Here is a 22,242-nt window from a genome sequence, read left to right as displayed (position 1 = left end):
TGCTAGGTTTGGCCTTAGATAGTCTGCTGCGTCAATAAATTCACAGTTCAAATCATTGGCTAGGCGCTGGTAGTAGTGAGCAAGTTGCTGTGAGTGCTGCTCGGCACCACGAAAAAGCTCGGCGAAGTTGCCGCTGCTGTTAATGGCGAGTGGGGCAACAATTAATAGCTGTGGCTGGATGAGTTGCTGTTGCGCGCAGTACTGATTTAACTCCAATAGCATTTTAGCTAGGTTTTCGGCGACTTGTTCAGCGTTTAGGCCAAAGGCTGGGAATAGGTCATTAGTGCCTAACATAATAATCAGCCAATCTGGTTGTTGGCGGCTGAACTCTGCCAGTAAATCCTCGATGCCGCAGCGCAGCCCAAAGTCGGCCGCATTAAGATAAGTCGTGCGTCCGGGGAGACCATTTTCAAGCACTTGCACATTGCAGCCAATTAACTTTGCCAAGATGCCCGGCCAGCGCTGATCTTTGGCAAAACGTTTACCGCTATTGGCTTGGTAACCCCAAGTATTTGAATCGCCGAAGCAGAGAATTTTGATCATGTTCTTGAACCTAAAGATATCGAAGACGCTATTTGTTGATTGTGTTTTGTTGTGCGGCAGAACCCCAATAGCGTGTCGTTACTGTAACCAGCAAAGCCGAGATGCTCTTTGATCTAGTTTGATTTTATGGCTTTCTAAGCAAAGGCAAGGGCATAAAAAAACCTGCATAAGCAGGTTTTTGAGGCTGATGAGTTAATCGATTAGCTTTGTTTTTTTACAAATTTCGATTTAAGCATCATGCTGCCGTGACCATCTACTTTACAGTCAATGTCGTGATCGCCGTCTACAAAGCGTTTAATCACTGCTTTAGTGCCTACTTTCAATACAAGAGAAGAACCTTTTACTTTTAAGTCTTTGATTAAGGTAACTTTGTCTTCTTCAGCTAGCAGATTGCCAACTGCGTCTTTTAATACCAACGCATCTGGGTCTACCACTGCTTCATTAGGATTCCACTCATGAGCACATTCCGGGCAAATAAGTAATGAACCGTCTTCGTAAACATAGGCCGAATTGCATTTAGGACATGGAGGAATATTGCTCATGGTAAATTCTCTGTTGTTTTCATATTAATTGGTCTAGCTCAATACATGTTAACTAAACCAAAGTGTTGCTGGGTAGTTAGTACCCAAAATTTGTGGGGGCATTATATGAAAAATTAGCTCGCTCAGCTAGCCGTCTGCATAACTTAGCTGTTTAGCTCTTCACTAAAGCTGAATAAATCCCCGAAAAGGCGGCTCTATTTCAATTTAAATACGCCTATCTTTTCATCACTCTCACATCTTATAAGACCGCGTAAACTTTGCATAAGGGCGACAAAAACATATAACTAGTTAACATTATTAACAATGTAATTTATTGATTTGAATAACATTTTAATGTCGAGTCTTTTGTTATTATCTTTATTACTTGGCTAGTCAGGTTTACTAGAACGATTAATTGTTGGTTCTGTTGTAGGTGAATTAGCTTTAACGCTAAACATTTGTTGCTAATTTGTTGTGGCTTGTTTTTAAGCTATGACAAGTCATAACCATTGGTAGACCTAGACGCAAGTAAAATGCTGAATGATGAGATGATAAATGCCTCCTATATTGTCTTATTTATTATTGGAGGTTAAGCAAAGGATGACTTATGAACTGGTATATCGCGGTCTTAAAAAAGTATGTTGTTTTTAATGGTCGAGCTAGAAGAAAAGAATATTGGATGTTCACTCTATTTAGCCTAATTATTACGTTTTTGTTGGCGGTGATTGACGCGGCTGTGGGCTCTGCAGGTATTTTAGGCGCCATTTATGCTTTGGCGGTATTTCTGCCTACCTTAGCGGTATCGGTTCGCCGCTTACACGATATTGGCCGTAGCGGTTGGTGGTTACTGATTGCCTTTATTCCGTTAATTGGTGCAATTGTTTTGCTGGTTTTCATGTTGCTCGACAGTAAACCGGGTAGCAACGATCACGGTGAATACCCAAAAGAAGTGTTTGCTTAATAAAAGTATTTGTTTGGTGCTTGACGAGCAAGCCACTTTTACTTGATGCCGCCAAGTAACTTACTTCGCGCCACCGCTTTACGAAGAGAGCTGGTGGCGCAAAATGCCGATTATCCGATTCGTCTAAGCGAATAATTCGAAAATTCTGCTATATCGGGTTAGACTCAATTGAAATCCTAAAATCAGAGTCTCTATGCAAGCTGAACAAATTGAAATTGCTGGATTTCTTAGTCAATACCCCCCGTTCTCTCATTTACCCCAAGACAATATCAATAGTCTGGCTCAAATCGTTGAAGTGGCGTATTACCGCGAAGGCGATGAAATTTTACGCTTTGGCGACCCGATCCATGATTTGTTTGTTATTCGTAGCGGTGTGGTTGAGGTATACCGGCGTAATGGCGAACTATATAACCGCCTAAGTGAAGGGGAAGTGTTCGGTCAAATGGGGCTTCTGGTTAAAAATCAGGTGCGTTTTCCGGCTACGGCGGTACAAGACTGTCTGATTTACTGCATTCCTGAACAATACTTCGAGCAGCTGTATAACGAGTTTGAGGAGTTTGCTGACTTTGTCGCGATTGAAGACAGCGCGCGTATGCGTAACGCGGTAGTGGAGCAGGCTAACCCCAATGATATGACCACCTCGAAGGTCAAAAACTTAATTCACTCTGAAGCGGTGATTGCCAGCCGAAATATTAGCATCCGTCATGCGGCGGAGTTAATGGATGAAAATAATGTTTCGTATTTGTTGTTGGAAGATCCTGAATTACAGCTTGATGACGATAGTGATGATGGTCGCATCGTTGGTATAATAACCGACAGTGATTTGCGTTCACGGGTATTGGCGGTGGGTTTGGATTATCAAACCGAAGTGGCAGAGGTGATGACCACCGGCTTAAGTGCGCTTGATCATAATGCTTATATTTATGAAGCCGTGTTAATGATGCTGCGTAACAATACTCAGCACCTACCTATTGTTAGAAATCAGAGACCCATTGGAGTGGTGTCTATCGCTGATATTTTGCACTACGAATCACAGAGTAGTTTGTTATTGGTACAGTCGATATTTCGGGCGCATAACCGAGAAGAATTAGCCCAACTCGTACCTCAGGTGCAGGATTGTTTTGTTCGCATGGTCAACGAAGATGCTAACTCTCACATGATTGGCTCTGCCATGTCGGTGATTGGACGTAGCTTTAAGCAGCGCTTGTTAGAATTGGCTGAAGAACTGTTGGGAGAAGCTCCTATACCGTATTGCTTTGTGGCTTTAGGCTCAATGGCACGAGATGAACAGTTAATAGTGACTGATCAAGATAATGCTTTGATTTTGGATGAGGCATACCAAGCTGATTTGCATCAGCGTTATTTCGAGCAGTTAGCAGAGTTTGTTTGTGATGGCCTCAATGAATGCGGCTATACCCATTGCAGCGGGGGCATTATGGCGAGTAACCCTGAATGGCGAATGACCTTACAGCAATGGGAAGAATGCTTTAGCAACTGGATCGATAATCCCGATCCTAAAGCCCTACTCAACTGTAGCATCTTCTTTGATCTAGACGGCGTATGGGGAAGGGTTGACTGGGCCGAGCAACTGAAGAGTTTTGTTGCGCGACGCGCCCGCCGTAATAATCGCTTCTTAGCATCGCTTGCCCGTAACGCGCTTAATCGTACTCCGCCACTAGGCTTCTTTAAAGATTTTGTGATGGAAAAAGATGGTAAGCATAATAACTCCATTAACCTTAAGCGTCGCGGTAGTGCACCTTTGGGCGATGTTATTCGAGTGCATGCCTTAGCTATTGGTTCGCGGGCGCAAAACTCGTTTGAACGTTTAGATGAAGTTATTGATGCGGGTATTTTGCCCAAGGGCAGGGGGCAGGATTTACGCGACTCACTAGAGTTTATTTCGATGGTGCGGATCCGCCATCAGGCGATTGATATCGAGTCGGGGCGAGAGCCCGATAACAATATTGAGCCCGAAACCTTATCTGATTTTGAGCGGCGCCACCTTAAGGATGCCTTTCAAATTTTAAGTAATGCGCAGAACTTCTTAAAATACCGTTACCATTCAAACCGCGCTGGGGAGTCATTATGAAGCTGCATAAGCTTCCGGCTTTTTTTCCGTTTAGCCCACCTGGTAGAAATTGGCAAACGCAGTATGCGCTTAGTGCCGAGCAAGCCAATAATGCTCAACTCAAACACTTTTATCAACATGGGATGATAGGTGGTGAAACGCCTTTAAGTGAAGTGCCGTTTGTTGCGCTTGATCTGGAGACGACGGGCTTAGATCCTCAGCGTGATGACATAATTAGCATAGGTTTAGTACCTTTTGATATGCGCCGAATATACTGCCATCAGGCTAAGCATTGGCTCATTAGACCTTTGCCTCCGTTAAATAGTCAGTCAGTGGTGATTCATGGCATAACCCATAGCGATATTGCCGATGCACCTAACTTAAATCAGATGATAGAGCCTTTGTTGAAGGCATTAGAAGGTAAGGTAGTAGTGGTACACTATCAGGCAATTGAGCGTAACTTTTTAGCCGAAGCCTTTAAGAAACGACTCCATGAGGAGTTTCGTTTTCCCTTGATTGATACCATGGAAATAGAAGCCAATATTCACCGTCAACTAAGTCGTAATTGGTGGCAGAACTTGTTAGGTAAGAAGACCTTTTCATTGCGTTTGGCGGCATCTCGGCAACGCTACGGTTTGCCTTTTTATCAAAGTCATCATGCTTTAATTGATGCGCAAGCAACTGCGGAATTGTTTATAGCTCAGGTGAGACATCACCTGAGCGTAGATATAGCAGTAGATACACTGTGGCGCTAGGCCACAGAGTTTTTGCCTTGTTTAGAACTTCTCGGTGCTGAAGCCCTTAATCAGGCTGACACACATTAACAGCAATACAATGGTAAACGGCAAGCCGGTTGAGATAGCCCCAGCTTGCAGTGCCTCGATCGCTTCTGTACCACCAATCCATAATAGTGCAGCAGCAATTGCCCCTTCGGCGCTAGCCCAGAATACCCGTTGTGGAATTGGCGCATCAATTTTACCGCCAGCGGTAATGCTGTCGATAACTAATGAACCAGAATCCGATGAGGTAATAAAGAATACCAGTACCAAGATAATCGCAATTACCGATAACAGTTTGCTGCCTGGTAGGCTTTCAAACATTTGGAACATGGCTAGAGAAACATCGGTTAATCCGTCGCTGGCCAAACTGCCTACATTATTAATTACTTGGTCTAAAGCCAGACCACCATATACGCCCATCCATACAATGGTGACTAGAGTTGGCACGATTAATACCGCAGTTAAAAATTCGCGAACCGTGCGACCACGAGATACACGAGCGATGAACATACCAACAAATGGTAACCATGAAATCCACCATGCCCAATAGAATACGGTCCAACCCTGGAACCAGGCTTCATCGGGGCGACCATGCGGGTTACTTAGCGGAATAAAGTTTTGGGCATAAGCAATGAGGGTCTTGGGAATGGTATTGACAATCACTGACAGGCCATCAAACATGACAAACAACAGCAAGACTAAGGCGATGATCATGTTAATGTTACTCAGCACCTTAACCCCGCCATCGATACCGCGGATCACAGAAATAATCGCTAGCAAGGTGACAAAGATAATCACCCCTATTTGCATGTCTATGCCACCACTAAAACCAAATACGTGATGAATTCCACTAGCGGCTTGTTGTGCTCCCAAACCTAGCGACGTTGCTAAACCAAACAAGGTAGCCAGTACCGCTAGAATATCAATGATGTGTCCAGGCCAACCCCAAGCGCGGTCCCCTAACAAGGGGTAGAAGATCGAACGAATAGATAATGGTAAGCCTTTGTTGAAGGCGAAAAATGCCATAGACAAAGCCACAACACCATAAATAGCCCAGGGGTGTAGTCCCCAGTGATACATGGTAGCGCCCAGTGCTAATTGGGCGGCCTGTTCAGTCATTGGCTCAACACCTAATGGCGTTTTATACCAACCTGTCATATAAGCTACGGGCTCGGCGACGCTCCAGAACATCAAACCAATGCCCATACCCGCAGCAAATAACATCGCTAACCAAGACAGTCGCGAATGCTCTGGTTTGGCGTTGGCACCACCTAAGCGGATCCGTCCATATGGCGATATGATAATGGCAAGACAAAAGATAACGAAGATGTTGCCTGCCCACATAAATAACCAGTCGAAGTTACCGATAAGCTGCCACTTGAAGCCGTCTAATGCGCTCTTGGCGCTTGAAGGGTCACTAATCAGAACACCAACTAAAAATAGTAGGATAAGTCCAGCGCTGATGCCGAATACGGGGTTGTGAACATCAAACCCCCAACGTTGGACATTATCCTGTCCAACCGTATAGTCAGTATTGTTAATACTGTACTTGTCATGTTTATTTGACATGTTATCTCCTAAATAACAAACCATTAGCCCAAGAGCTACTACTGCCTTGTTGATTCGGGAATGGCTTTTTCGCTACTGTATTGACGTGTTGAAGCATATTGCATATCTAAAAGAGTCGATAGCATGTCGCCAATCCATTAGAGAGAAAGCTATTACCTGAAAGGGTGTGAATTGCTTAGAGATCTAAACATTGCCAAGCACGCTTGTCAAACCGTAAGCCGCTGTTTTGCAGTTAAATTGGCTTGATAGGTGCGCTATCGCTTTAAACTTGTACGATAAATAACTAAAGCTTACTTTGTACCAGACCGGTGGAGGTGAGTGTTTGTTAGTGAACAAAGTATTATTGTGGGGGAAAGTGGCCAGTTGTTTCGGTGGTTTGCTTGGATTGTGAATTTTATTATTCACTGGCTTTAATTTTAGTTTTATCGCAAAAGTTATTGGGTTATTTTAGCGTTTTCCATGAGGCTTAGGCGGCTGGGTGAACAAGGACCGTGGTGATGTTTGAAAGTTATGGTGTGGTTAATATTTGGACTTATGTGGCCGGCTTGATTGTGATCATTCTGGCCCCCGGCCCCAATTCTCTCTATGTATTAAAAACCGGTGCTAGCCAAGGTATTGCTGCGGGTTATCGGGCCGCTTCTGGTGTGCTACTAGGTGATGCTATTTTGATCTTATTAGCCTATTTGGGGGTGGCTTCGTTGATTCAAACTTCCCCCTTGTTATTTACCATTATTCGATATTTAGGAGCTGCATATTTACTTTATTTGGGCTTGGGCTTAATTTGGACTCAATGGGGACGCTCATCGCAGCCTAGTGAGTATGTTAAACCTAAAACCGAAAAGGTTTTTCGTAAGTCCTTAAGTTTGAGTTTGACCAATCCTAAAGCGATTTTATTTTACGTGTCGTTCTTTATTCAGTTCATTGACAGCAGTTATCACAGCACTTGGATTTCTTATTCTATTCTTGCCTCTATTTTGGAGTTATGCAGTTTTACCTACCTTAGCTTGCTGATTCTATTGGGCAGCTCGTTAACTCACTATTTTAAACGAAATAAAACCCTCGCTAAGTTGGGTAATGGGGCTTTGGGACTTTTCTTTATGGGCTTTGCTGCCCGTTTAGCTAGCCTACATTAGTGATTGGTTAAGGCGCAGGGAATGAAAAAATGGCCTGTATTTGGCCGCTGTAACGACACTCGGGGTTAAGCCATAGGCGACTTTCAAAGTGAAAAATGCTTTGTTGGGAGGCTTCTAGTACCCGCCCATCTAGTAACCCTTGTTGTTGGTAGTATTGGTAGCTATGTTTATCTGCTAACGCATAATCGACCCGCATTTTAGTCACCATCTTTAAGGCTTGAGCCAAGGAGTTAACATAAATAGGAGTAATACCTGCTTGCAGTAATCCTTGGGTGGTACGGGTGCCTTCCATACTGCGAATTAGCGCCACTTCACGCCCTTTTAGTTCTTTGAGTTCTTGCCATTGGAATGGGGCTTTCTGCTGTACTCGATATAAATGGAAGCTTAATTGCTCAAGGCTGGTGGATACTGAAGGATAATCCTGTTCGTTTAGTGGTGGAGCAAAGCTGGTGCACCAGTTTCCCTCTTGCAAGGTTCGCTGTAATCGAAGCAGTGGCATGAATAAGGGTTTCGGAAGTAGCTTATAGGAAGCTGTTTTGGCGGCGAGTTCTGCCATTAATACCCCACCTTCTGGATGTTCCTCGGTGGTAAAAGGAGGGTATTCCATGGCTAATACCGGAAAGTAGTCACTCTCAAGTGCTGCAGCTTTGCTAATTAAACCCCAGTAATAAACCAATAACAAAATCAAGCAAAATCTACTATTCAAAATGATACTTACCTATTGCCTTTACTATAAGTTTAGCACTGCCAATGCAGCTAGCTTTGGTTAGTAAAAATCATGTAATCTCAGTAGTGGCTTATAACTTAGGGTATTGACTAAGCGGGTGGGGAGGAAAAATCGACACCAAGTTACGCCCTAAGTTTTTACTGGTATACATGGCATGGTCGGCGCGCTGAATGACTTGTTCAGGGGTTTTGTCTTCAAGTTGAAAAGCAGATAAGCCAATGCTAATGGTGACCCTAATGGGTTGTTGTTGCCAAACACAGGGCTGTGTTGCTACGCAGTGGCATAGTCGGCTGGCTAATTGGTAAGCCTGTTCTAAATTAGCATCGTGTAAGATTATGGCGAACTCTTCTCCGCCGAGCCGTCCCAGTGCATCTACTTGACGGATGGTTTGTAGGCACAATTCGGTCACATGTTTAATTACCGCATCGCCAGCTTGGTGTCCAAGGCTGTCGTTGACTAATTTAAAGCGATCAATATCTAGCATCAATAAACTGACATTTTGAGCATCACGCAAGAACTGTTGATGTTTTTTGCGAAGGGTAGTCATAAACGCGCGGCGGTTAAGTACTCCGGTGAGTTCATCGGTTTCCGATAAGGCTTTTAATTGTTGTTCTAAGTAGTGGCGTTGGGTGATGTTTTTGGCGGTCCAAAGCACCGTTCTTTGTCCTTGGTGGCGTTCAGTTAAGGGTTTGATTATGCCTTCAAACCATAACTCTTTAGGCGTATTGATGTGCGCCGGAATCTTAATCATGGTGTCGTTATTAAAATGGTAGTTCACCACCACTGTTTGGTTTTCTTTAAGTGCTTGTTGAATGTAAGAGAGGAATAGCTCAGCTGTTTTTAGTGGCATTACGTCACGTAGGTTTTGTCCAAGATAAATCTTACAATCAAAATTTGTGTAATTATCTTGCCCGCCAAAGACTTCTAGGTATTGACCTTGTTCAGAGAAAACGAATACGTGCTCGGGTAGGGCGTCGAGCAATAGATAGTAGTGTGATGCGAGTGCATTCCTATCCATGAGTTGGAATTCGATCATTGAGGTTCTTATCTAATTTTAACACCTAACCGAGCATTTGCTGTTTCAATATGGGGCTATCTCATTGTTATTCCTAAATAGTGTGTAGTGGCGCACTTTACTATGCTGTGCTTAAGCACTTCTGGGGGCGTTTAACGATATTTCGTTGTGATAAGAAGAGAGGAGTGGGAAGCAGCAGTCATTCAACTGGGTTAATTGAGGGGTAAACTATATTGTTTGAAATAGTGGAGAGAGGTCACTGGTTATTCTGGTTGAAGTTTGTTTGTTAATTTTAGAGCCGTTTCTGGGGAATGGGTTTTACTGGTTTACTTTTGTGTTTGCGAGAGAGCTACAGAGAAAAGTAAAAGCCAACTGCTAGGGCAGTTGGCTTTTTATCAAATGATTAAGCTTTAGCTAAAGCCGTATCTGATTTTTTGACTAAGGCGTAGCCGAAACCAGTGATGGCAGTACCTGCGGCAATCGCTACTAGGTATAATAGTACTGGTGAAATGGCGTTAGGAATGAACAGTACGAACAGCCCACCGTGAGGAGCCAGTAATTTAGCACCAAATAACATCGATAGGGCGCCCGTTACTGCGCCACCTAACATACAGCTTGGAATTACGCGCATTGGATCTTTAGCTGCGAAAGGAATGGCACCTTCAGAGATAAAGCATAGGCCAAGTACAAATGAGGCTTTACCCGCTTCACGTTCGCTTTCAATAAATTTATTGCGAGCGAGGAAGGTAGCTAAACCCATACCTAAGGCTGGTACCATACCAGCAGCCATTACTGCGGCCATAGGCGCATAGGTTTGAGTGCTCAACAAGCCAACACCAAAGGTGTAAGCGGCTTTGTTTACCGGGCCACCAAGGTCGAAACACATCATACAACCTAGGATAATGCCAAGTAATACTGCATTAGCTGAGCCCATGTTGTTAAGGAACTCGGTCAATCCGGTCATGGCCGCTGAAACAGGGCTGCCTACTACATAAATCATGATCAAGCCAACCGCTAGAGTTCCGAGGAAGGGGACGATCAGGATAGGTTTTAGGGCTTCCATAGAAGAGGGAAGCTTAATGTTATCTAATAACCACTTAGCTAGGTAACCAGCGATGAAGCCTGCAAGAATACCACCTAAGAAGCCGGCACCGGTTGAGCTGGCTAACATACCACCAACTAAGCCTGGCGCTAAGCCGGGACGGTCAGCAATAGAGTAAGCGATATAACCTGCCAATACTGGAATCATTAGGGCGAAGGCTGAGCCACCACCAATGGTCATTAGCGCCGCAGCTAAAGTTCCTTCTTCTTTAAAGGCTTCAATACCAAAGATGAAAGAAAGCGCGATACATAAACCACCTGCTACAACAATGGGTAGCATGTGTGATACACCGGTCATTAAGTGTTTGTAAGCGCCTGTTTTTTCAGTTTTTTCACTGCTGGGGGCTGAGCTACTTTCGCCGCCTTGATAAACCGTAGCTTGACTAAGTGCGGCAGCGTAACAGTCTTTGGTTTTTTTCAAAGCAAAGCCAGTAGAGGTTTTATACAGTTTCTTACCTTTGAAACGAGCTAAATCAACTTCGATATCGGCAGCAATAATGACCAAATCAGCCTCGGCAATTTCTGCTTCAGTGAGTTGATTTTTCGCGCCTACCGAACCACGAGTTTCAATTTTCACTTGATAGCCTAGCGCTTTACCGCCTTCTTCTAGCGCTTCTGCTGCCATAAAAGTGTGAGCTACGCCAGTTGGGCAGGCGGTAATACCTACTACTTTCAAGGTCGCTTTGCTGCTAGGTGCTGCGGTGGTGTATACTGGCGCGGTAAATGTTGCCGCTTTTTGCTGAGCTTCAGTAAGGAAGCCTTTAGGGTTAGCGATGACTTCGCTGGGCAGTCCAAGATACACCGGTTTACCGTTAAATCGACCAAGATCTAACTGGGCGTGACAATCAGGTTCTGCCACTACAACCACAAAGTCGGCCTTGTCGATGTCAGTTTGGCTGACAGGGCTCATTTCTTTGATTGATGAGTGGCATTCGATACTGCTAGTCCAAGCAAGTTCTTTGCTAGCTTGTTCCAGCAGGCCGGCTGTAATTATGCTGTTAGCCACACCGCTGGGGCAGGCCGTTACCATTACCGTATTCATAAACATATCCTTGGTCTAATTAATGTTGTGTAATTGTGGTTTGCTGCAATACTCGTTCGAGTTCTTCTTGAGCAGGCAAACCCACATTGGCTTGCGCAACGGCTAATGCTGACATGGCTGTTGCAAAGTTTAGTTGCTCGGTAGCGTTAAATTCTTGGAGTAGACCCCAACAAAAACTGGCGACGAAGGTATCACCCGCTCCAACAGTGCTCACTACCTTCATCTTCGGTGGTTGAGCTTGTAGCCATTGTTGCTGGTGTAACCATAATGAGCCTTGCTCTCCACGAGAAAGAACAATGTGCTGTATATCTTGTTTAGCTAAGTCTTCACAGGCTAGTTTGATAGCCTCAATGCTGCTGAATTGTTGTTCAAATAACTCTTCTAGCTCGTCTTGATTGGGCTTAATCATGCTTGGTTGGGCTTTAATTGCCGCGGCTAAGGCTGCGCCTGAGGTATCCACTAATACGGTACAACCTTGAGCCTTAGCCAAGCGGATCCAATCGGCTAATTGTTCGGGTGTTACGCCTTTGGCCAAGCTGCCGGCAAACACCACGTAGCCATGTTGTTGGCAAAGAGTAAGTAATTTTTGTTCAAAAGCTGCGATGTCGGCAGCACTCACAGTGAAGCCGGGAAAGTTTAAATCGCTCACTTCACCGTTGGCTTCAACAATTTTTACATTGGTACGAGTGGTGCCTGCGACTCGAATAAACTCATCGTTAATGCCTGTGCTTTCAAACAGGTGCTCAAACGCCGAGGCATTCTCTAGGCCTAGAAAGCCGCTTACCGTTACTGTTGCTCCCAGTTCGGCTAGTACTTTGGCAACATTGACACCTTTACCCGCGGGGTGAAGGTTGGCCTCTACGATACTGTTTACCTTGCCAACGTTTAGCTGTTCCAGTTGGCCAGTTAAATCTAGAGCCGGATTCAAGGTAATGCTTAACACTGATTTATTCTGGCTCATCTTAGCTTTCTCCTAAGCCAGCGGCGATGGCTGCGCCCAGTGCTTGTAAGGCTTGAGGTGCATCTTCACCTTCTGCAACAAATTGCAATTTGTCTTTGTATTTGACGCCCAGGGTCATCACTTTCATTAAACTCTTAGCGTTGACGGTAGTGGGAGTCTCACTATCTAGGTTGGTTACCTTGATGTTAGCTTTAAATTTCTTGGCCTCTGCCACTAACAAAGCGCCAGGGCGTGCATGCAGGCCGTGTGGATTAATAATTTCAAATATGGCGGCGTTGTCGTCATCTTCTGCCACCACAACCGCTTCTTTTTGGCTAAAGCAACTCACCAGCTCTTGTGGAGCAAACTGAGAGAATTTATTGAGTTGGTCTTGATAAAGTTGTTGGCTAAGTACTTCTAAAATGCTGCTATAACTAGGGTTGGCGGCACTAACCACTATTAATGACTTAACGGTTTTATTGTCGTGCTCAAAAGCTTCGGCGACTTTAACTACGCATAAGCCACTACGTTGGGCGCCGTCTGCCACACAGTTTAGCCATACGCCATTAGCTAAGTGGGTAGGTTCTTTTTCTAAGGCTGCACTTAGGCCTTGTTTAGTAATTAAGTTCTTGTTTTGCAAAGTACCAGCAGCAACAGCGTTGAGTTGTAGCATGCTGTTCACTGGAAAGTTTTCTAGTACCAATGAACTGTCGAAGTCGATTTCTAATTGGGTGTGGCCATTGATCAGGTTAGTAATGGTTTCGGCATCTTTAGCACCTTTAATTAGCTCTTCTGCGCCATCCATTGATAAAACTTTGGTTAGCTGCTTAAGGATCTGTAAGTGTTCAGATGATTTAGCGGCAATGCCAATCGCCAGATAAACCGTATTACCATCGCCCCAATCTACGCCTTGCGGATAATGGTGAACCGCTACGCCAGTTTGTTTTACTTGATCTCGGGTTTCAGTGGTGCCGTGAGGAATCGCGATACCACTACCTAAATAGGTAGAGTTGGTGGCCTCTCTCGCTAACATACCATTAACATAGCTGTCAGAAATTAACCCTTTTTGTTCTAAAGATGAGGCTAACAGCTTAATTGCGGCTTGTTTGTCTTCAGCTGTTTGCTCAAGCGAAATGTCTTTGGTTTCTAGCGTTAACATGGGAAGCGCTCCTTTAAATTGCACTTAATTTGCTGAATAAGTTTGGCTGAACCGATTCAGCTTTTAATTTATAAAAAAAGTTTGAATGCCAAAATTGAAGCAAGCCAAACTATTAATGACATACTGAATCGATTCAGCTAGTATTGCAATTAATCTGCACTAATTTGTAAACAAAAAGTGACTTTGATCACGAGAGATCGGTTTAAAGCATGTTTTAACAGGGTGACATTATGAAGCTGGACGAAATTGCCTTACTGGCTGGTGTCTCTAAAACTACGGCAAGTTATGTAATTAACGGTAAAGCCGAAAAGTATCGAATTAGCCAAAAAACTCAGCAACGGGTACTGGCTGTGGTTCAGCAGCATGATTATCAACCCAATCATGCTGCCAGTGCTTTAAGAGGAGGGGCCAGTAAAACCTTCGGTTTGGTGGTGCCCGATATTGAGAACAGCAGTTATGCAAAACTGGCCAAGTTGCTAGAACGGGACGCGCGCAAGCAAGGCTATCATTTAATCATTTGTAGTAGTGATGATGATGCTGAAAATGAGCAAGCGGTAGTGACTAGCCTAATTAGTCGGCGGATTGATGTGCTGATTGTAGCCAGTTGCTTAAGAGCTTCCGATGAGTACTACCTAGAGGTGCAAAATAAAGGCACCCCAGTAGTCGCTGTTGACCGGCTGTTTAATAGCGAGCATTTTGCCAGTGTGATTAGTGATGATCAGGAAGGGGCTTTTCAGCTCACTCAGTCTTTGATTGACTTGGGCTGTAAACGAATCGCTTTGGTGGCTGCGGCGAAAGATTTGGTGGTGTCGAAGGAGCGGGAGCAGGGGTTTTATCAAGCAATAGCCACTGCTGCCGAGCCGATTGAAACCAGTGTGAAATATGGAGAGCGGTTTAGCCGAGAAGATTCTGCTGCAATTGTTCGAAATTGGGTCAAACAGCAGTGCCTGCCTGAGGCGATAGTAGCTACATCTTACACCTTGTTTGAAGGTATTATGGACGTGCTGGTGGAGCAACCTGAATTAGCCAGTCGTGTTAAATTAGCCACTTTTGGTGACCATGCTTTATTGAACATGCTGACTATTAAAGTTCAATCATTACCGCAACAGTTAGAGTTGGTGGCTGAGACCACCTTGAAGTTGGCTTTTGCTGCAGCCAATGGCAAAGCACCAAAGGGTGCGCACAGTATTCCTCGTAAACTACTCACCCGTTAAGCTTCGCGCTTATTTCTTGTAATATCTTGCCGCTCACCATGAGCGGCAAGATATAGAGTTTTAAAAGCCAGAGCCCATGCTAATGTAAAAGGCTTTGTCATCCTCACTGGCGGCCAAATCAACGCCCATATGAATGCCATAGCGGCGAGCAAGTTGGTAGCGAAAGCCCACACCGTAAGCATCAATGGTTTGACTAGAGGTTCTTAAAGACTCTTCTTTAGCATAACCAAGACCATAAAAGCCTGAAATGGTCCAACGAGGGGTAATGAAATAATTCACTTGGGTTTGCCCTGCCGCAATTTGGTCGCCCTGATAGCGGAACGAAGGAGCACCACGCAGCTCTATATACGGGCGGGATGTAGGTGGAAGGCTGTGCTCGTTAGTGCTGAAATCTTGATAATTAGCGGCAAAGGCGATGGTCCATTGCTCGGTAATAGGTACAAAGACTTGCCCATCTAAACGTAGAATTTGGTAATTGTAATCACCACCAAGCGCTTCGTTGTAAACCATGTACTCGGCGCTAGCTTGATAACCAGTTTTGGGGAAGAATAAATTGTTTCTGGTGTCATATTCGGCATGCAAGGCTAAACCTGAATTGTTCATGGTTTCGCCAACCGTATTACGTAATATCGCATCAACAATACGGTTATCGGAAGACAATGAAGTATAAGACCAAATTTGTTTCACACCTAAGAATAGTGGGGTTTTGGCTACTCGAAATTGTAAGTGCTGATAGATCGCCACACCTTCGGTTTCAGTCCCAAAGCTAATAGCGCGGTCACTGGGCAGTAGGCCGCCTAAATCGCTGTAAATATCAATGTTAAAACGGCCGCCGCCAGCGCCGCCAATGTAACGAATAGAGTCGTTTAACCAAGAATGGCGGTGGCCTGCAAAGGCTAGCCAAGTGCCGTTTTGGGTACCGGCAACACCTACCGCGGTTACGCCTGCAGGCATTAGCTGCGCGCCACCATCAAATGATTCTAGCGCCTTTTGTTTGCGGGCTTCTTTTTCTTCTGCTGATTCATGCAAAAATACTCCCACAATGCCGCCACCATAGCCCACGGCAGGCTCGGTGATGATCATAGGCACAGGTAAGAAGCCATAGGCATTTTCTGCTAAGTAGCTGCCAATATCGAATTGTTTATCAACGGGATCAAAAAAGGAAATGGCATGACTGGGAAGGGCAAGCATACTTAAAAAAGCCATACTCATTCCTGTCGTAAAACGTTTGTCCATAAGTCTTTACTCTAACACTAAGTTATCGGAATAATAGCGTGTTCCACTCGTTAATGCGCGCTTTGGCCGCTTAATAATTTATTGCTTAGCTTGGCTTTTTATCTTGAGGCCTTAGAACTGATTACATTTGAATAGAAGTTTGCCTTGCTCATTGATGATAGCCGGCGATGATAACGAATCTTAGGTAAGCCTAAATTGATTTGCTACATGGTATGTGGGTTCTGCGGTTTTAATCTTCTTGTTTTGGCTAGTCTACATTTGTATTAATGTTATACATATTTGCTTGGCTTCATTTCTCTCATTCACCGCGTCAATCTGATCCTTGCGCCTTTTCGCCGCAGTATTAGCCATTTCGAAAAGAGCAAATAGAAAACCATCTCTTATTGTCATACTTATGAACTGATTTTTTTTGGCTTGGCTGTCGCGAATTAGCGACAGTTTTTTGGTGTTTTTATTTTAGGTGTACGGAAAAAAGTACAGCAAATTCAAAATGCTATAAGCTTTTCCCTAGCAGTGAATTTTAAATCTGGTAACGTGTGCACTTCAGCTTATTCAGAAATAAATAAGCACTTATTGGTGTTATAAGTGCTTCATAACATAGGAAGGTGCTAAGGAACCCTATGGCTAACCAATTTGCAATGATAGAAGGTGCATCACGCAGCTTACATCTCCAAGTCGCAAGAGAAATAGCGAAACGGATTTTGTCTGGTGCATTACCTCAAAACAGTATTATTCCCTCAGAGATGGAATTATGTGAACAGTTTGGCGTTAGTAGGACGGCCCTGCGCGAGGCAATTAAGCATTTAAGCTCTAAGGGCTTACTGGAATCACGACCGAAAATCGGTACCCGCGTTAAAAGCCGCGAACATTGGAATATGCTGGACTCACAGTTGTTAAGTTGGATGGCGGGTTTAGGTGATGTAAATAAAACCTTAAATCAGTTTCTGGCGCTGCGCCGCGCAATCGAACCCGAAGCGGCGGCCTTAGCGGCTAAACATGCCAGTGCTGAACAGCGAGTGCAACTGTCCGAATACTATCAGCAAATGCTTTCTTTAATGGAGAGTGATAAGCCAAGCGAGTGGTTTGCTGCCGATTTACAATTTCATCGGCTAATTTATTTGGCGACGGGAAATAATTTTTATATTCCTTTTGCCAATGTATTACAGGTTATGTACCAAGGTTTTGCGGGTCACTTTTCTCAAGATGACGATGACTCAATGAAGCTACATACCCTAATGTACCAAGCCATTATGGCAGGCGATCAGGAAAAAGCGCGGCAAAATTGTTTAGCGCTACTCACCTTAACTACTCAGCGTATTCCTGAACTTGAATTAGCCTAAGCTCTATATCTGTATCGCTAATTCTGCTGCTGTACAGGAAGGTATAGAGAAGAGTGAGTTGATTCAAGATTGGCAAAGTAGCAGCCGTATTTAGCTTTTTTCTGTCGTAAAGGTGGCCTTTGCTGCGAGGATCCTTGTGATGGTGGTAAGGCCGCACAGCGCAGCAAAAACCAAGGCGATAAGTTGGAAATACTCAGGGAATAAGCAGAATAATATGAAACAGCCAATGGTTTCAGTGCCCTCGGTGAGTCCACCCAAGTAATACAAGGATTTATGCGGATAAACGGTACTTTCAATCTGGCGCTTAGCCGCCATAATGGCAAAACTTAAAAAACTGGAACCGGTGCCCATGAAGCTGAAAATGAGGATGCTAGCGGCGAGGGCGTTTTCGGCCGGATCCGCCAGCGCAAAGCCTACCACTACGGCTGAATAAAAAATGAAGTCACAGACGATATCCAAATAACCACCAAAATCACTGCAACCTTGCTTTCTGGCCAAGGCACCATCTAAACCATCAAATAAACGATTTAATAAAATAAATACTAAGGCTAGTTGATATTGTTGCAAGGCCAATAAGGGAACGGCCGCTAAACCTAGTAAAAAACCACTGATGGTAATTTGGTTTGCGCTTAAACCTAATTTATCGAGAAGGGTGGCGCTAAGGGCCAAAGGGGCCTTAATTATTTTAATTGCATAACGGTCTAGCATGCTGTTCCTATAATGATTGCTTGAATTGAGTCTAGCGAAAATCCCTAGAGCGTAGTGATAAATCTGCAAGTAAGTGCGAGCAGTCTTCTAGTCTTCCGGCGATGATATGTATTACTTCATTGGTTCGTTCGAGTCGTCCATAAACCTTTAACAGCCGAGAAGAAATAAGTACTTGCCGCTGAGCTTTGGCACTTGCGGACCAGACTATCACATTGCTGTTGCCAGTTTCATCTTCTAAGGTGACGAAGGTAACATCGGCAGCAGAACCGGGTCGCTGCCGCCCTACCACCAAACCCGCCACCTTAACTAATTGACCGTGTTGGCAAGCGGTTAATTGCGCTCGGGTATAACAATTTTTTAAAGCTTGATGTGGCCGTAATAAAGACAAGGGATGGCGGCGCAAACTGAGCTGAGTGCTGAGGTAATCTTGCTGAATATCGGCAAACTTGCTAGGAGGTGCAAGGCTGACTTGCGCCTCTTCAGGCATGGCAAATAGCGGCAGAGGTGCTTCGCTGCCGCTCATTTGCCAGCGGCTTTGGTGGCGGTGGCCGGCTAAACTGGCAAAAGCGTCGGCACTGGCTAATAACTCTAAGCTGGTTTTATCTAATAAGGAGGTAATTTCAAATAGTTGGCTAAAGCCTTGTTGGGGGCGCTTGGCCAATAAGTGGCTCAACCGTTTGTGGTTTAAGCCCTTTACTTGTTTTAGGCCGAGTCGAATCGCCCCTTTGGCATCTTGGCTATAGTCTAAATCATGTTCCCAGTGGCTATGGTTAATGTCGATGGGAAGGATTTTAACTCCATGCGCTTGAGCATCCTGCAGCAGTTGGCTAGGGCTATAGAAACCCATTGGTTGGCTGTTAAGTAGGGCACAGCAAAACGCTGCCGGTTCATGGCATTTGAGCCATGCTGATATATAAACCAGTAAGGCAAAGCTGGCGGAGTGCGATTCAGGAAAACCATATTCACCAAAGCCTTGAATTTGTGAAAATAAGCGCTCGGCGAAGTCTTTCGAATAGCCGCGTTGGCACATGCCATTAATCAATTTCTCTCGAAAATAAAGTAGTTTGCCGTTACGCTTCCAGCTAGCCATGGCGCGTCGTAGCTGATCGGCTTCACCTCCGCTAAAACCGGCGGCCACCATGGCAATTTTAATCACTTGTTCTTGAAAAATAGGTACTCCTAGGGTGCGGGCCAGTACCTCTTGTACTTCCGGGCTGGGGTAGTCGATGGCTTCCTCGCCATTACGGCGGCGTAAATAAGGGTGAACCATATCTCCTTGAATTGGCCCTGGGCGAACAATGGCTACTTCTATCACTAAATCGTAGTAATTACGTGGTTTTAAGCGAGGTAGCATGCTCATTTGGGCGCGGGATTCTACTTGGAACACGCCTACACTGTCGCCACGACATAACATGTCGTAAGTGCTGTGGTCGTCTTGTGGAATATCACTTAAACTGATCGTCCGTTGTTCTCGTTGACTCAAGCTATCTAAGCAACGACGTACTGCACTGAGCATTCCCAAAGCCAGCACATCCACTTTCATTAGATGCAGGGCTTCGAGATCGTCTTTATCCCACTGGATAATCGTGCGCTCCGGCATGGCGGCATTCTCTATTGGAACCAGATCGCAGAGTTGCTCTTGAGCAATCACAAAGCCGCCAACGTGCTGTGATAAATGCCGAGGAAAACCTCTTAGCTGTTCTACCAGCTGGGCAAAATTACGCGCGTGCTGCTCCGGTAATAGCCCTGCTTGTAGGATCTTAGAGGTGGTGGAGCTGCTTTTGTCTCGCCAATCTATATGGTGGTTTAACTGATGCAGAATCGGCTCAGGAATGGCCAGTGCTTTACCTACTTCGTTAATTGCACTGCGAGTGCGATAGGTGACAATAGTGGCGGCCAAGGCAGCCCGTTCGCGACCGTACTTTTGGTAAATGTATTGGATCACCTCTTCGCGGCGGTGATGCTCAAAATCCACGTCGATGTCGGGCGGCTCGTTACGCTCTTTAGAAATAAAGCGCTCAAATAGCAGTTCGACTTGGCTGGGATTCACTTCGGTAATATAGAGGCAATAACACACGATGGAATTAGCCGCCGAGCCTCGCCCCTGACATAAGATATTTTGTTGCCGAGCAAATGCCACGATGTCATAGATGGTTAAAAAATAGTGTTCGTAGTTAAGTTGGCTAATCAGGCTTAATTCGTGCTCTATTTGCTGGCGTAACTTGTTGCTGAGTGATGTGGCAAAACGCTGTTTCGCGCCTCGTTCCACCAGCAAGCGTAAATATTGTGCCGCGGTGTAAGTGGCAGGGACATTGTCTTGTGGATATTGATAGCAAATTTGCTTGAGGCTAAATTGACACTGTGCGGCTAATAGGCAGCTACGCTGTAATTCTTCAAGCAAATAACGCTGTTGTAATCGGGGCCATGGCAGTAGCCGCCGTTCGGCATTACTGCTGAGTTTAAACCCCGCTTGTTGAACGTTGCTGTGCTGGCGAATGGCATCTAATACGTCAGCCAATTTTTTTCGTTGGGCTAAATGCATGCGGGGGTTCATCGCGGCCACACAGTCAATCTCAAAATCCTTCGCTAACTGGCGATAGGCCTGCATAACTTCAGCCGGCTGTGTCAGATCGTTATGTAGCAATAAATACAGCGGGGTGACCTGTTGGCTTAGTTGGGCCAAGTGCTCGGGTCGCAGTGCGGCGTTGGCCTTCACCAAAATAAGGCATTGATCTAAATTTTGCTTGAATTGGTTTAAGCTAAGTTGGTAACGGCCTTTAGAGCTGTGTCTTCTCGCTTCGGTTATCAGTCGGCATAGCTGTTGATAGCCGCTGAGGTTTTTAGCCAGCACCACCACTTGGCATTGTTCTTCGGTGGTAAATTGGCTGCCAATAATCAGTTTAATTGCCAGTGCTTCGGCCGCTTGATGAGCCCGCACTACACCACTTAGCGAGCACTCATCGGTAATGGCAATAGCTTGATAAGCGTAATGTTGGGCCTGTTGTACCAATTCTTCGGGGTGGGATGCGCCATATAAAAAGCTAAAGTTGCTTTGAGCGTTAAGCTCGGCAAAGCCGATGTTAGCCATTAGCTAAACCAACCATGCAGAAACCATTGCTGATTTTCTTGGCATACCCAAGCCAGTCCCTGTTCTGGGCTTTGTGCAAGGTAATAATCGCGATTAATACTGTTGTCATCCCACCATCCACTGGCAATACGTTCGGCTTGTGAGAGCAGGGTATAGCGTCGAATATCTATCGGTTTTAACTGCGGAAGCAACCAACAAGGTCGAGCAAATTGCAGGGGATAGTCTTGTGGAACATGTTGATGGAGTGAACTATAGCGGCTTGCATATTCAGGGCGATAATCGGCGTGGCAATTGAGCCGGTGCACCGCGTCTTCACCTAAACGGGTATGCAGTTGATCAAATAGTAGTTGATCCCCTTTGTTCGGCGGTGCTTCAAACAGGCCATTGACTTCTTGTCCCAAGGGATAAAGCGCATGACAGTGTAGGCTAAATTCTTGTACCGCAGCAGGGAGCTTTACAGCTTCTAGTTTTAAAGCCAGTAAAGCTAGCCAGTCTTGGCTGGTTTGCAATAAACGGGCACTTTTAATCGGTAAGCTTTGTTGAGGCTTTCCTCGAAAGGCTAAATCTAAGCGTAGTAAGTTACTGGATAGTTGGCGCTGGCGTAGCCAGTGCTGAAAATGTTGACAAGCTTGCTTTAGAGCAAACATCAGACCTTGAACACTGTGGGTATCGGCCTGTAGAGGAAAGCGCCGAGAATAAACATGTGCAGCTTTAATAAAGTCTAAAGGGGTTGGCTGCTGGCCGAGAGCTTGATCTAGCATGGATAAGCTGTGTTCCCCCAAACGTTTGCGTAGCTCTGGGCGAGGTAAGGCGCACAGCTGTTTTATGCTATATAAGCCCATGGCTTGCAGGCTGGCCACTTGTTGGCTGGGTAAATCACTTAAACTGAGGTTCAATTCGGCGAGTGGGTAGCTTACTGAATAGGTTTGATTAAACGGTTGTGCCCGAGCGAGCCAACGCGCCGCCAATGGCGTGTTGGCGTAGGCGAAGCGAATACTCAGCTGCTGCTGTTGATAATGTTGACAGAGTTGCTCTAGATGGAGCGAGGGCTTGGGGTAAATACCGCCCATTCCTGCACCACTAATGAATAAACCAAAT

Annotated in this window: 18 protein-coding genes; 6 read left to right on the top strand and 12 right to left on the bottom strand. The window is 45.1% G+C overall.

The features are described from left to right. The coding region (locus tag ACQY6Q_RS00745; RefSeq protein WP_427976690.1) for a GDSL-type esterase/lipase family protein at positions 1-543 on the bottom strand (543 nt) is incomplete at its 3' end. A 200-nt stretch (positions 544-743) separates the two neighbouring features. Continuing rightward, positions 744-1,085: a zinc ribbon domain-containing protein YjdM gene (locus ACQY6Q_RS00740; protein ID WP_427976687.1), complete on the bottom strand. Its 342-nt coding sequence runs from the start codon at positions 1,083-1,085 to the stop codon at positions 744-746. A 586-nt stretch (positions 1,086-1,671) separates the two neighbouring features. Here ACQY6Q_RS00740 and ACQY6Q_RS00735 point away from each other — a divergent pair. The 3 genes from ACQY6Q_RS00735 to ACQY6Q_RS00725 all read left to right on the top strand — a co-directional run bounded on the left by ACQY6Q_RS00735 (position 1,672) and on the right by ACQY6Q_RS00725 (position 4,848). Then, positions 1,672-2,025, top strand: coding sequence for a DUF805 domain-containing protein (locus ACQY6Q_RS00735; protein WP_427976685.1), 354 nt, complete (start codon positions 1,672-1,674; stop codon positions 2,023-2,025). Positions 2,026-2,218: 193 nt separating this feature from the next. Next, complete coding sequence (locus ACQY6Q_RS00730; RefSeq protein WP_427976683.1) at positions 2,219-4,114, top strand: DUF294 nucleotidyltransferase-like domain-containing protein; 1,896 nt, start codon at positions 2,219-2,221, stop codon at positions 4,112-4,114. Then, positions 4,111-4,848: a 3'-5' exonuclease gene (locus ACQY6Q_RS00725; protein ID WP_427976680.1), complete on the top strand. Its 738-nt coding sequence runs from the start codon at positions 4,111-4,113 to the stop codon at positions 4,846-4,848. The genes ACQY6Q_RS00730 and ACQY6Q_RS00725 overlap by 4 nt, the downstream gene beginning before the upstream one ends. A 21-nt stretch (positions 4,849-4,869) precedes the next feature. Here ACQY6Q_RS00725 and ACQY6Q_RS00720 read toward each other — a convergent pair whose 3' ends face one another. Continuing rightward, on the bottom strand, positions 4,870-6,441 hold the full coding sequence (locus ACQY6Q_RS00720; RefSeq protein ID WP_427976678.1) for a BCCT family transporter: 1,572 nt from the start codon (positions 6,439-6,441) through the stop codon (positions 4,870-4,872). A gap of 497 nt (positions 6,442-6,938) precedes the next feature. Between ACQY6Q_RS00720 and leuE the strand changes: the two genes are divergently transcribed. Continuing rightward, on the top strand, positions 6,939-7,574 hold the full coding sequence (gene leuE / locus ACQY6Q_RS00715) for a leucine efflux protein LeuE (protein ID WP_427976675.1): 636 nt from the start codon (positions 6,939-6,941) through the stop codon (positions 7,572-7,574). Between the two features lie 7 nt (positions 7,575-7,581). On the opposite strand, the gene ACQY6Q_RS00710 is transcribed toward leuE, so the two are convergent. From ACQY6Q_RS00710 to fruB, 5 genes are all read right to left on the bottom strand, one after another. Next, positions 7,582-8,280 (bottom strand): hypothetical protein, encoded by a 699-nt coding sequence (locus ACQY6Q_RS00710; RefSeq protein WP_427976673.1) that lies wholly within the window; start codon positions 8,278-8,280, stop codon positions 7,582-7,584. A gap of 91 nt (positions 8,281-8,371) precedes the next feature. Beyond that, the gene (locus ACQY6Q_RS00705) at positions 8,372-9,319 is read right to left on the bottom strand and encodes a diguanylate cyclase (protein ID WP_427976671.1); all 948 of its coding nucleotides are present in this window, start codon (positions 9,317-9,319) and stop codon (positions 8,372-8,374) included. A 400-nt stretch (positions 9,320-9,719) separates the two neighbouring features. Further along, entirely contained in the window at positions 9,720-11,459 is a 1,740-nt protein-coding gene (gene fruA / locus ACQY6Q_RS00700; RefSeq protein ID WP_427976668.1) for a PTS fructose transporter subunit IIBC, read from the bottom strand. Between the two features lie 19 nt (positions 11,460-11,478). Next, a complete protein-coding gene (gene pfkB, locus ACQY6Q_RS00695) occupies positions 11,479-12,420 on the bottom strand; it encodes a 1-phosphofructokinase (protein ID WP_427976666.1) in 942 nt (313 codons plus the stop codon). A gap of 1 nt (position 12,421) precedes the next feature. After that, complete coding sequence (gene fruB, locus ACQY6Q_RS00690; RefSeq protein WP_427976664.1) at positions 12,422-13,558, bottom strand: fused PTS fructose transporter subunit IIA/HPr protein; 1,137 nt, start codon at positions 13,556-13,558, stop codon at positions 12,422-12,424. Between the two features lie 230 nt (positions 13,559-13,788). Here fruB and cra point away from each other — a divergent pair, with 230 nt between their 5' ends. Then, positions 13,789-14,772, top strand: coding sequence for a catabolite repressor/activator (cra, locus tag ACQY6Q_RS00685; RefSeq protein ID WP_427976661.1), 984 nt, complete (start codon positions 13,789-13,791; stop codon positions 14,770-14,772). Positions 14,773-14,832: 60 nt separating this feature from the next. Here the strand turns inward: cra and ACQY6Q_RS00680 are convergent, their stop codons facing one another. Continuing rightward, positions 14,833-15,978 carry a BamA/TamA family outer membrane protein gene (locus tag ACQY6Q_RS00680; RefSeq protein WP_427976659.1) on the bottom strand — a complete coding sequence of 382 codons (1,146 nt, stop codon included), beginning with the start codon at positions 15,976-15,978 and terminating at the stop codon, positions 14,833-14,835. Between the two features lie 650 nt (positions 15,979-16,628). Between ACQY6Q_RS00680 and ACQY6Q_RS00675 the strand changes: the two genes are divergently transcribed. Continuing rightward, positions 16,629-17,348 carry a FadR/GntR family transcriptional regulator gene (locus tag ACQY6Q_RS00675; RefSeq protein WP_427976656.1) on the top strand — a complete coding sequence of 240 codons (720 nt, stop codon included), beginning with the start codon at positions 16,629-16,631 and terminating at the stop codon, positions 17,346-17,348. Between the two features lie 90 nt (positions 17,349-17,438). On the opposite strand, the gene ACQY6Q_RS00670 is transcribed toward ACQY6Q_RS00675, so the two are convergent. From ACQY6Q_RS00670 to ACQY6Q_RS00660, 3 genes are all read right to left on the bottom strand, one after another. Further along, on the bottom strand, positions 17,439-18,056 hold the full coding sequence (locus tag ACQY6Q_RS00670; protein WP_427976654.1) for a CDP-alcohol phosphatidyltransferase family protein: 618 nt from the start codon (positions 18,054-18,056) through the stop codon (positions 17,439-17,441). Between the two features lie 31 nt (positions 18,057-18,087). Further along, positions 18,088-21,144, bottom strand: a complete 3,057-nt coding sequence (locus ACQY6Q_RS00665; RefSeq protein ID WP_427976651.1) for an error-prone DNA polymerase — start codon at positions 21,142-21,144, stop codon at positions 18,088-18,090. After that, positions 21,144-22,242 (bottom strand): hypothetical protein (locus ACQY6Q_RS00660; protein WP_427976649.1); only part of this gene is annotated, 1,099 nt, incomplete at its 5' end. The genes ACQY6Q_RS00665 and ACQY6Q_RS00660, both read right to left, overlap by 1 nt.

It is taken from the genome of Agarivorans sp. (assembly GCF_050295395.1).
Taxonomy (GTDB): domain Bacteria; phylum Pseudomonadota; class Gammaproteobacteria; order Enterobacterales; family Celerinatantimonadaceae; genus Agarivorans.
The sequence above is the reverse complement of the archived record's forward strand: the minus strand, read 5'-3'. Positions and strand labels throughout refer to the sequence as shown.